Origin of the sequence: Longimicrobium sp., from assembly GCF_036387355.1 — a bacterium.
Taxonomy (GTDB): Bacteria; Gemmatimonadota; Gemmatimonadetes; order Longimicrobiales; family Longimicrobiaceae; genus Longimicrobium.
The window spans coordinates 1-10611 of record NZ_DASVTX010000141.1; the positions used below are offsets into that span (position 1 = coordinate 1).

9 protein-coding genes and 1 pseudogene are annotated in these 10611 nt (G+C 71.3%); 8 read left to right on the forward strand and 2 right to left on the reverse strand.

The window, feature by feature from the left end; translation table 11 throughout:
- Both VF665_RS06550 and VF665_RS06555 read left to right on the forward strand, forming a co-directional pair.
- Nucleotides 1-710 (forward strand): annotated as a pseudogene (locus VF665_RS06550) (elongation factor 4); the annotation flags it as partial.
- Between the two features lie 167 nt (nucleotides 711-877).
- On the forward strand, nucleotides 878-1729 hold the full coding sequence (locus VF665_RS06555) for a glycosyltransferase family 2 protein (RefSeq protein ID WP_331052608.1): 852 nt from the start codon (nucleotides 878-880) through the stop codon (nucleotides 1727-1729).
- 77 nt (nucleotides 1730-1806) lie between these two features.
- On the opposite strand, the gene VF665_RS06560 is transcribed toward VF665_RS06555, so the two are convergent.
- Nucleotides 1807-2178: a DUF5615 family PIN-like protein gene (locus VF665_RS06560; RefSeq protein WP_331052609.1), complete on the reverse strand. Its 372-nt coding sequence runs from the start codon at nucleotides 2176-2178 to the stop codon at nucleotides 1807-1809.
- Entirely contained in the window at nucleotides 2175-2792 is a 618-nt protein-coding gene (locus tag VF665_RS06565; RefSeq protein ID WP_331052610.1) for a DUF433 domain-containing protein, read from the reverse strand. Before VF665_RS06565 ends, VF665_RS06560 begins: the two co-directional genes overlap by 4 nt.
- 309 nt (nucleotides 2793-3101) lie before the next feature.
- Between VF665_RS06565 and VF665_RS06570 the strand changes: the two genes are divergently transcribed.
- The 6 genes from VF665_RS06570 (at nucleotide 3102) to VF665_RS06595 (ending at nucleotide 10027) form a co-directional block, all read left to right on the forward strand.
- Nucleotides 3102-4106: an ROK family protein gene (locus tag VF665_RS06570; RefSeq protein WP_331052611.1), complete on the forward strand. Its 1005-nt coding sequence runs from the start codon at nucleotides 3102-3104 to the stop codon at nucleotides 4104-4106.
- Nucleotides 4107-4787: 681 nt separating this feature from the next.
- Nucleotides 4788-5537, forward strand: coding sequence for a 5'/3'-nucleotidase SurE (gene surE, locus VF665_RS06575; RefSeq protein ID WP_331052612.1), 750 nt, complete (start codon nucleotides 4788-4790; stop codon nucleotides 5535-5537).
- Nucleotides 5534-6193, forward strand: coding sequence for a protein-L-isoaspartate(D-aspartate) O-methyltransferase (locus tag VF665_RS06580; protein ID WP_331052613.1), 660 nt, complete (start codon nucleotides 5534-5536; stop codon nucleotides 6191-6193). The genes surE and VF665_RS06580 overlap by 4 nt, the downstream gene beginning before the upstream one ends.
- Before the next feature lie 163 nt (nucleotides 6194-6356).
- A complete protein-coding gene (locus tag VF665_RS06585; protein WP_331052614.1) occupies nucleotides 6357-7571 on the forward strand; it encodes a hypothetical protein in 1215 nt (404 codons plus the stop codon).
- Between the two features lie 402 nt (nucleotides 7572-7973).
- The gene (locus tag VF665_RS06590) at nucleotides 7974-8885 is read left to right on the forward strand and encodes a glycosyltransferase family 2 protein (RefSeq protein ID WP_331052615.1); all 912 of its coding nucleotides are present in this window, start codon (nucleotides 7974-7976) and stop codon (nucleotides 8883-8885) included.
- A complete protein-coding gene (locus tag VF665_RS06595; protein WP_331052616.1) occupies nucleotides 8882-10027 on the forward strand; it encodes a glycosyltransferase family 4 protein in 1146 nt (381 codons plus the stop codon). Before VF665_RS06590 ends, VF665_RS06595 begins: the two co-directional genes overlap by 4 nt.
- Nucleotides 10028-10611: the final 584 nt, after the last annotated feature.

Here is a 10611-nt window from a genome sequence, read left to right on the forward strand (position 1 = left end):
ACATCATCACCACCGTCCCCAACGTGAAGTACACGGTGCGGATGACGGACGGCGAGGAGCTGTGGGTGGAAAGCCCCAGCACGCTCCCCGATCCCACCAAGATCGAGGTGATCGAGGAGCCGTACGTGCGCACCCGGGTGCTGTGCCCGGCGGAGTACATCGGCGCGGTCCAGAAGCTGTGCCACGACCGGCGCGGCAACTTCATGGGGATGGCGTACCCCGATCCGCAGCGGGTGGAGCTGCAGTACGAGCTTCCGCTGGCGGAAATCGTGCTGGACTTCTACGACCGGCTCAAGAGCGCCACCCGCGGCTACGCGTCGCTGGACTACGACCTGATCGGCTACCGCCCCAACCCGCTGGTGAAGCTGGACATGCTCATCAACGGCGACCCGGTGGACGCGTTCAGCGTCATCATCCACCGCGACAAGGCGTATGAGTACGGCCGCAACATCGCCGAAAAGCTCAAGGAGCTCATCCCCAAGCAGCAGTTCGAGGTGGCCATCCAGGCCGCCATCGGGCAGAAGATCATCGCCCGCGAAAGCATCAGCGCGCTCCGCAAGAACGTGACGGCCAAGTGCTACGGCGGCGACATCAGCCGCAAGCGCAAGCTTCTGGAGAAGCAGAAGGAAGGCAAGAAGCGGATGAAGCAGGTGGGCACGGTGGAGATTCCGCAGGAAGCCTTTCTGGCAGTGCTGCAGCTGGGCGGGTGAGGGAACGGCAGGGGGAAAGTGCTCAGTGCCGAGTGCCAAGTGCCAAACTCGGCACCGGGCGCTGGGCACTTCTCTTTGTCCGTGCAATGGGCACTTCTGTTCTCCCTGCACCGCGCACTTCGTTTCTCCTGGCCGTCGCTTTCGTCTTCGTTGAGGCTGGATAGACCATGACGCAGCCGAGGATGTCCGTCGTCGTTACGACGTACAACCAGCCGGGGCCGCTGGAACTGGTGCTGTGGGGGTACGCGGCGCAGACCGTTCGCCCGCACGAAATCGTGATCGCCGACGACGGCTCAGGCTCGGAGACGCGCGCCCTGGTGGACCGGCTGCGCGCGGATGCCGGGCTTCCGCTCGTGCACGTCTGGCACGCGGACCGGGGATTTCGCAAGACGGAGATCCTGAACCGCGCCATCTTGGCCGCCACGGGCGACTACCTGCTGTTTACGGACGGCGACTGCATCCCGCGCCGCGACCTGGTGGAGGTGCACCTGCGCAGCGCCGACTGGGGCCACTTCCTCTCCGGCGGATACCTGAAGCTCCCGCAGTCCGTCACCGCCGCGGTCACGGCGGACGACGTGCGCGCGGGGCGGGTGGCGGATTCCGGTTGGCTGCGGTCGCGCGGATGGCGCCCGGGCCGCCACGCGCTGCGGCTAACGCAGTCCGCGCGCCTCGCCGGGCTGATGGACCGGCTGACGCCCACGCGGCCCACCTGGAACGGCCACAACGCCAGCGGATGGAAGCACGACATCGTCGCGGTGAACGGCTACGACCTGGACATGGCGTACGGCGGGCTGGACCGCGCGCTGGGCGAGCGGCTGGAGAACCTGGGCGTGCGCGGGCTGCAGATCCGCTTTCGCGCGCCGGTGCTGCACCTGCACCACGAGCGCCCGTACGCGGACCGCGACAAGGTGAAGCGTAACCGCGAGTTCCGCGACCGCATCCGCCGCGAGGGGATCGTGCGCTCGCCCCGCGGCCTGGCCGAGCTGGAGCCCGCCCCGGAGCTGCTCGTTATCCGCTGAGCCGGGGTTCTTTGCGAATTCGAATGGAGGAAGTGCAACGGGCCCTCACGAGGGGGTGTGGGGAGTGCGGCAAGGGATCAGGGGAGGGTGAACATGCGTACCTCGCCCGCGTCGTCCAGCACGAGGACGCGGTTCACCATGTCGATGGGCGCGTCGGTGGATTCGATGAAGTCCAGCGCGGCCTCGAACAGCCGGATCTGCGCCGCGCGGGGAACGTCCGGGAGCGAAATTGCCCCGGGATGTAGCTCCTCCCGCTGCAGCATGGGCCGGAAATCCTTCCAGTTCCCCGTGACCAGGGTCAGATCCTCGTCCATCATGCGCCGGCGGATGGCGAAGTCCTGGCGCCCCTTCCAATCCAGGTGCTGGACGTGGTAGGCGTTGTAGCCACGGCCGTTCGCGACGTCACGCAGCCTGGGCGTAACGTCCTCATCGATCAGGAACTGGATCACGCGCCGCGGGCATCCTCTGCCCGTTCCATCGCGCGCGTCCACTCGGCCCGGGGGCGTCCGCGGCGCGGATACACCCTGGCGTACTGCGTGGCGAGGTCGAAGTCCTCCTCCCGAAGCCGCGGATAGTCCTCCGCCAGTTCCTCAGCCGTCGAGCCGAGCTCGATCTTGCGGGCGATGGCGTACACTGGCACCCGGGTTCCCGCGAACACCGGATCTCCGCCCCGCACCTCGGGATCCATTTCGATCCGCTCGCCGATCCTCATCAGCAGTTCCAGCCGCCTCTCAAAGTTCACGATCGCCTGCCGCAGGTCGATGACGATGGCCCCCAGCTCGATGCGCCGGGGGAGTTCCGGGAGCGTCTTTCCCCGGAACCTGCGGTACACCTTCGCCCGCAGTTCAGGCGCAAGCAGGGAGCTGAAGCTCAGGAAGAGGGCGGTGCTCGCGTCCACTCCACGAGCGGCGCGATCCGTCGACCGCCGTAGCGGGCGGGCCTGAACGTGCTCACGATCGATGGCCTGGTTCACCATCTTGATCGTCACGCCGGCCAGAAACGCGGCCTCGTTCACCGTGACCGGCATCTCCGCGCCGATGCGCCGCTCAGCGAATGCGCTCATAATCCATCCTCCTGTGAGGATGAATATATCCGCTGTTCGGAGGCGGGTCAATCTCCGTGGTCTGGCGCCGGCGACGCGGCTCTCAGAGTACCAGAGGAGCACTCTTGTTCACTCCGGCGACGTCGTACGGGGCCTTTCTGTCGTCCTCGTCCATACCGCGGCCGGGGTGGAATTTCGCGGTTGGGGGAGATTGTAGCGTCTGTGGCGGCTTCTGGATTGGACTTTCCATCGCCGGGCGCGGGGTGTAGGTTGGCCGCGCCGGCACGCTGGGCTCTCCTCGCCCGCCCCGGCGCCCACACAGGAGAACGAATGACGCCCGGAACGGCGCAGAAACGGTGGATCGTGGGGGTGGACCTGGGCGGCACCAACATCGTCGTGGGCCTGGTGCCCATCGAGGGCGGCGATGTGCTGGGGTTCCGCACGGTGCCCACCGACGCGCAGCGCGGTGCCAAGGCCGTGGTGGACCGCATCGTGGCCATGGTGGAGGAAGCCATCAGCGACGTGACCTCCGCGCACGGCACCACCCGCGACTCGGTGGCGGGCGTGGGGATCGGCTCGCCCGGCCCGCTGGACCGCAAGACGGGAACGGTGATCAACACCCCCAACCTGGGGTGGCGCAACTTTCCCCTGCGCGACCTGGTGGCCAACCAGGTCAAGCTGCCGTGCACGCTGGACAACGACGCCAACTGCGCCACCTACGGCGAGTGGTGGCTGGGCGCGGGCCGCGGGGTGAGCACGCTGGTGGGGCTCACGCTGGGGACGGGGATCGGCGGCGGCATCGTGCTGAACGGCGAGATCTACCACGGCTGCAGCGACGTGGCCGGCGAGATCGGCCACATGACCATCGACAGCAACGGGCGCCGCTGCAAGTGCGGCAACTACGGCTGCCTCGAGCAGTACGCCTCCGGCCCCGCCATCGCGCTGCGCGCGGTGGAAGGGATCGAGGCGGGCGCATCCACGGCGCTGGTGGAAATGGTGGACGGCAAGCTGGACGACATCACCGCCGCCATTGTGTACGAGGCCACGGTGGAGGGTGACCCGTACGCCGCCGAGGTGATGAAGGACACCGCCAAGTTCCTGGGCGCCGGGGTGGCGAGCATCATCAACATCCTGAACCCGGAGATGGTGGTGATCGCGGGCGGCGTGACCCGCGCCGGCGACACGCTCTTCGAGCCGCTGCGCGCCGAAGTGCGCCGCCGCGCCTTTCGCAGCGCGCAGGAGTGCTGCCGGATCGTCCCGGCGCTGCTGCCCGGGACCGCCGGAGTGGCCGGTGCGGCCGCGGTGTTCAAGCGGGAGAACTACGGGGCGGTGTGAAGGGGAGTGCTGAGTGCTGAGTGCTGAGGAACAGAAGTGGCCAGTGCTCAGTGCCCAGTGCCGGGTCGCTGCGCGAATGAATTCGCCGCAACAACGGCGGAAAGTCTCCCCAAACAGACGGGGAGACTTCACCTGCACGGGGGTGGCGGGTCGCCGATGAAGGTCTCCCTTCTCCGCGCGGCTGTTTGCGCGGGGAGGGGGTGGGGGAGGGGCCCGCGCGCAGCGCGACGCCCGTTGGCGCCCGCCCTCGCCTGAGCGGATGATCCGCCGCTGGAACAGCGGTAAGCCCCGACTCGCGGCCGCTGTCGCGTCCACGATCGAGGCTTCAACTGCACGCGACGGGAACCTCGGCGCGATTTCTCCCCTCTCCGTGTTTCGCTTCGGGGCGGGGGGGATCGGCGAGGGGCCGCGGACGCGCGCCGCACCGGGCCCCGCGCCGAACGGCTCCCCCTCTCCCGCGGAGCGGGCGGAGGGGGCGGAGGGGGCTGGGGGGAGGGGGCCTCTCCGCCCGCGCCGGGCTCCGCAAATCCGCGCCGTCCGTCGCTCGCGCTTGGCACTTGGCACTCGGCACTGGGCACTTCGTCGTCCGCACTTCGCACTCAGCACTTCGCACTCTTGCAAAACTCCAGTCCGTGGCAGCGCTCCCGGCATCCGATCCTCAAGAAGCCCGCGGGCGAACCCATGTTCATCCTGTGCACCAACGATGACGGCTACCTCGCGCCCGGCCTCGGCGTGCTGGCGGAGGCCGCGCGCACCATGGGCTCGGTGCACGTCGTGGCGCCGGACCGGGAGCAGAGCGCCCAGAGCCACGCGCTCACCATGCACTTTCCCCTGCGCGCCCGCGAAGTGCGCGAAGGCGTGCACCACGTGGACGGCACGCCCACGGACTGCGTGGCCGTCGCCATCGGCGCGCTGCTGCCAAAGCGCCCCGACCTCGTGCTGAGCGGCGTGAACCACGGCCCCAACATGGGCGAGGACGTGCTCTACTCCGGCACCGTCGCCGCCGCCATGGAAGCCACCATCCTGGGCATTCCCTCCGTCGCCGTGTCGTACGCGGGGCGCGACGCGGCGCACATGGAAAGCTACGGCCCGCTCCTCGCCCGCCTGCTCCCCCAACTGGTGGACCTGGGCCGCTTTCCGCCGGAAACGCTGCTCAACATCAACCTGCCGCCCATCGACGCTGGCGAGGTGAAGGGGGTGGAGGTCACGCGGCTGGCCCGGCGCGTGTACCTGGACTCGCTCACCCGCGCCAAGGACCCCAACGGGCGCGAGTACTTCTGGATCGGCGGCGGCGAGGTGGAGTGGTCCGCGCCCGAAGGCACGGACTTCTACGCCGTGAACCGCGGCTACGTGTCCGTCACGCCGCTGCACCTGGACCTCACCAACCACGCCCTGCTGCAGGACGTGGCCGCGTGGAAGCTGCACCTGTGAACGACCGTTTTGCCGGACAGCGCCGCGCCCTCATCAACACCATGCAGGAGCGCGGCATCCGCGACCTGAACGTGCTGCGCGCCTTTGACGCGGTGCACCGGCACGAGTTCCTCCCCGCCTCCGTACTGCACCGCGCATACGAGGACGCGCCCGTGCCCATCGGCTTTGGGCAGACGGCGTCGCAGCCGTCGCTGCAGGCGCTCTACATGCAGGTGCTCAATCTGAAGCCGTCGGACCGCGTGCTGGAGATCGGCACGGGGTGCGGCTTTCAGACGGCGGTGCTGGCCCAGCTCGCGGACCGCGTGTACTCCGTGGAGCGTATCCGCGACCTGGCCGTGCGCGCGCGGGAGCGGCTGGACGCGCTGCGCGTGTCCAACGTGGCCGTGCTGGTGGGCGACGGCACGATCGGGTGGAGCAAGTTCGCGCCGTATGATGCCATTCTGGTGGCCGCCGCGGCGCCGGACGTGCCCGGGCCGCTGCTGGACCAGATGGCGGAGGGCGGCCGCCTGCTCATTCCGGTCGGCGGCCGCGACATGCAGCGGCTGGTGTGCATCCGCCGCGCGGACGGGCGGTACACGGAGGAGGAGGTGACGGCGTGCACCTTTGTTCCCCTCCTGGGCCGGTTCGGGTGGGAAGGCGAGGCCCCGCGCGCGTGACGGCGCGGCGCAATGACGGTCCCCGGGCGCGTGCACGGGGACCGCTTTCGTTGACATCCGCCGCGGCGGGCCCTACGTTCCGTCGCATACCTGCTACACATTCCGGCTTTTCGCGCATTCGGCCCATCCCCGCGCGCGGCCCGATTCCCACGCCCACAATCCGATGACCGCTCCCAACGGCGACTCCATGGACGGCTTCGTTTTTCCGCCGTTCATCCCCGCGGCTTCGCGCGCGCCCCAGGCGCCGCCGCCCGCGCCCGCCGCGCAGCCGGCGCCCGCCCCGGCCCCGGAGCGGACCACGCTTCCGTGGGACGCGGAAACGCCGATCGTGGGCGAATCCGCCGCCGCCGCCGTGGAGCCCGCCGCCGCCGAATCTGCCCTGGACGACGCGGACGAGGACGACGGCGAAGACCTGCCCTGGCTGGAGGTCCCCGCGCCCCGCGCCGCCGCTCCCGAAGCGCCGCCCACCGCGCCGGTGGAAGACGCCGCCGATGCGTTCTGGACCCCCGCTCCGGCGGACGAGGCGGCGGAGGATGACCTTCCCTGGAGCGCCGCGGCCCCGGACGCCGCCTCCGCCGATCTGCCGTGGGAGGGCGCATCGGATGCGCCGCCCGCGGACGCGCCCTGGGCCGCGGGTTCGGATTCCGCCATGGAGGAGACGCCCTGGACCCCCGCCGCAGCCGACGATTCCGTCGCGGACGAGCCGGAGTACGGGGTGGATGCGGTCGCGGGCGAGGCGCCCTGGTCGGCAAACGCGAATGCGGAGGACGACGCGCCCGCCGCGGCTCAGGGGGACGAGCCCTTCCCGGACTGGCTGGCGTGGGATGCCCGCGCCGAGGCGAACGCGTCCGAGGAGACGCACCGCGTGCCGCCGCTGGAAGGCTTGAACGCGGATGATGACGAGACCCCCGCGCCCACCGCGTGGGCCGCTGCCGAGCCGACCGCCACCGCGCCGGAGTCGGAGGAGGAGTTCTCGTTCGAGTCGCTGCTGCAGCCCGCTCCGTCCGCCGAACCCGTGGTGGAGTTCGCGGTGACGCCCGGCGCGCCGGCGGGGCTGGACGCCCCCGCCGAAGCCGACCCGTTCACCGCGGCCGAACTGGCCTCCACCGAGGCCCCGGTTCCGGCGGCCGACGCGTCCGTCACCGACGCGGGCGAGTTCGCCGCTCCTGCGGCGGAGAGCCTGTCTTCCGCGGCGGCGCCGCAGGCCGGGGCGCACCCGCTGCAGGGCGCCTTCGAGGACGCGGCGGCGCGGCTGGAGCAGATCGCGCGGACGCTGCGCGAAAACCCGGACCAGCTGGTCGCGGGCGCCGCGGGCGATCCGCTCGCGCTGCTGGTGACGGGATACGTGCTGGGCGCGGCGCACGGCGCGCAGCGCTGACCGTCGCCGGGCAGACGACCGGCCCTTCCGCGCACCCGCGCGGGAGGGCCGGTCCGCGTTTGCGGATGAACGCGGCGTTCGCCGCGGTTGCGTGAGGGATTCGCGCCCGCAGGGCCGAGAACGCGGAGTGCAGGGGCAACAGCAGTACCGTTGCCCCGGAACGGAGGGGGCTCGGCGCCGTCAGGCACAGTCGTATCGTGCCTTACGGCGCGCGAAGCCCGGCCCCGCGCAGCGGGGACACGCCCCGATCCCGTCCATCATCGGCCGTCCCAGATTGCCGCGGCCCGCGGGTTGCCACGTCCCGCGCCGCATGGATAGCTTGTCCGGCCTGGCCTGTTTTCCGCTCCGCACCCTGCGCATGCCCGCACCCGCCCCGCTCCCACTCCTGAACGCGAGGCACCCGTGAACGCGGCCGCGCGCATCAGCGTGGGCGTGGTGACCTGGCAGCGGCTGGAAATGGTTCGCCGCTGCCTGCGCTCGCTCGCGCACGCCGCGGAGTTGATCGCCGAGGCGTGGGTGGTGGACGAGGGCTCGGACCCGCCGCTGGACCTTTCCGCGCTGGACCTGGGTGAGGGACTGCCGCCCGTCCGCCTGCTGCGCAACGAGTCGCGCGGGGCCGTGACCGCCGCGCGCAACCGCATCACGCGCGAGGCCCGCACGCCGTATCTGCTGTTCCTGGATGACGATGCGGCGCTGCTGTCCGGCGACGCGGTGCGCGCCGGGCTCGCCGTGCTGGACGCGGATCCGTCCGTGGCGGTGATCGGGTTCGCGCAGGCGGAGGCGGATGGAACGCTCTCCGCCGCGCAGCCGGCCCCGGTGGATTATCCGGCCCGCGTGCAGGCGTTCATCGGGTTCGCGCACCTGATCCGGCGCGACGCACTGCTCGCCGTTGGCGGATACCGTGAGCTTCTGCGCATCAACGGCGAAGAGCGCGAACTGTCGCTGCGGCTGCTGGATGCGGGGTACGGCGTGGTGTACCTCCCGGACGCGCCGGTGGCGCACCTCCGCGAAAGCACCGGGCGCGACCTGCGCGGCTACCTGCGCGTCATCGTGCGCAACGACGCGCTCATCGCCATGCTCAACGAGCCGCTGCCGATGGCCGCCGCCTCGGTTCCGCTGCGGCTGCGCCGGTACTTCCCGATGCGGCGCGGGTGGAGCGTGGACGATCCCGGCGGCTTCGGCCACGTGCTGCGCGACCTGGCCCAGTCGCTCCCTGCCGTTTTGCGCCAGCGGCGCGGCGTGCGCTGGGCGACCATGCGCGAGTGGCGGCGCCTTGCGTCCGCGCCGCGCTACGAGCCCCCGGCAGGCGCGTGAGCCGGCCGCTGCGCCTGCTGACGCTGGGCCACTCGTACGTGGTGGGCACCAACCGGCGGCTCGCGGACGCCATGGCGCAGGCGGGCGCGGGGTGGTGGGAGGTGACCGTGGCGGCGCCGGAATCCTTTCCGGGCGACCTCGGCCCCATCCGCCTGGCCGGGTTCCCCGGCGAACGGCCGCGGCTGGAGCCGGTGGCCGTGCACGGGGCGGGGCGCATTCACACTATGCGGTACGGTTCCCGCCTCCGCACGCTCCTGCGCGAGGGGTGGGACGCGGTGCACTGCTGGGAGGAGCCGTTCATCGCCGCGGGCGCGCAGGTGGCCGCGTGGACGCCGCGGGAGGCGCGGCTGGTGTACGCGACCTTTCAGAACCTGCCCAAGCGGTATCCGCCACCGTTCGGGTGGATGGAGCGGTACGCCATGCGCCGCGCGGCCGGTTGGATTGCGTTCGGCGCGACGGTGCACGCGACGCTGCGCGGCCGGCCGATCTATCGCGACCGCCCGCACCGCGTGATCTCGCCCGGCGTGGACGTCGCGCGGTTCCGCCCGGATGCGGAGGCGCGCGACCGGGTGCGCGCCGGGCTGGGATGGGCGGCGGAGGGGCCGCCGGTGATCGGCTATCTGGGCCGCTTTGTGCCGGAGAAGGGGATCGCGCTCCTGCTGCGCGCCCTGGCGGATGTGCGTCACCCGTGGCGCGTTCTGTTTGTGGGCGGCGGGCCGATGGAGGGCGAGCTGCGGGCGTGGGCGGCGGGGCAGGGCGGCCGCGCGCGCGTCGTGACCGGCGTGCGGCACGAGGACGTCCCCGCGCACCTGAACGCGATGGACCTGCTCTGCGCACCCAGCCAGACGACCGTGCGGTGGCGGGAACAGCTGGGGCGCATGCTGCTGGAGGCGATGGCGTGCGGCGTCCCGGTGACGGGGAGCGACAGCGGAGAGATTCCGCACGTGCTGGGGGACGCGGGTGTCGTTGTGCCCGAGGCGGATGGGGCCGCATGGACGCGCGAGATCGGCCGCCTGCTGGCGGATTCCGATGCGCGTGCAACGCTCGCCGCGCGCGGGCTGGCCCGGGTGCAGGCGGAGTTCGCGCTCCCCGTGGTCGCGCGCCGGCATCTGGAGTTCTTCGAGGAGCTGGTGCGCGGCTGAGGGAGGGCGCGGCTGAGGGAATGGATTCGCCGCAACAACGCCGGAAAGTCCGCCCAAACGGACGGGGGGACTTCACCTGCACGGGGCGGATCGTCCGGTGCGAGGGGCGGAGGCCGACGCGGCCCCCACCCGGGCCGGCACCACCGGCCCACCCTCCCCCAAAAAAGACTGGGGGAGGGTTGGACAAAGCTGAGGCTCCGGCGTGGATTCCGGGATCCGGTGCAGCCGCCGGTTGGCTGAGCGAGTGAACTCGCCGCAACAACCGCTGAAAGCCTCACATACACCTGTGAGGCTGCACCTGTTGAGGGCCCGGCCTTCGGCGCCGACCTCCGCCCTCGCGCTGAGGTCTCCCTTCCTCCCGCGACAGCGGGGAAGAGGGCCGGGGAGAGGGGGCCTCTCCGACCGCGCGGCACTCTCTGGAGCACACCAATCCGCAGTTCTCCCCTCTCCGTGCGGCAGTTTGCACGGGGAGGGGCCGGGGGAGGGGCCCGCGCACGGAGCGCGCCGCGGGTCGCTTGAGCGGATGAATCCGCCGCTCGAACAGCGGTAAGCCCCGACTCGTGGCCGCTGACGCGTCCACAATC